General features: G+C 48.3%; 1 pseudogene. It reads left to right on the top strand.

Going from position 1 to position 232, the window contains the following annotated elements:
* Positions 1-232 (top strand): annotated as a pseudogene (locus HBA93_RS23870) (type I secretion system permease/ATPase); the annotation flags it as partial.

A 232-nucleotide genomic window follows, 5' to 3' on the forward strand; every position in this document is an offset into this window, starting at 1 on the left:
GGGATTTGGAACAGGTTCGTGAATTACTGACTTCCACAACTGTTTCAGCACTGGCTGATATTCCGTTCTTTCTGCTGTTTCTGGTGATTTACTGGTTTATGGGCGGCGTACTGGTATTAATCCCGCTTGGTGCCTTGTTCTTTTTGCTCATTCCGGGGCTGCTCGCACAACCTAAATTACGCAAATATGCCTCGGCATCCATGCGCGAGGCTTCACTGCGCAATGCTATGTT

Source organism: Ochrobactrum sp. SFR4 (assembly GCF_019730395.1).
Taxonomy (GTDB): Bacteria; Pseudomonadota; Alphaproteobacteria; order Rhizobiales; family Rhizobiaceae; genus Pseudochrobactrum.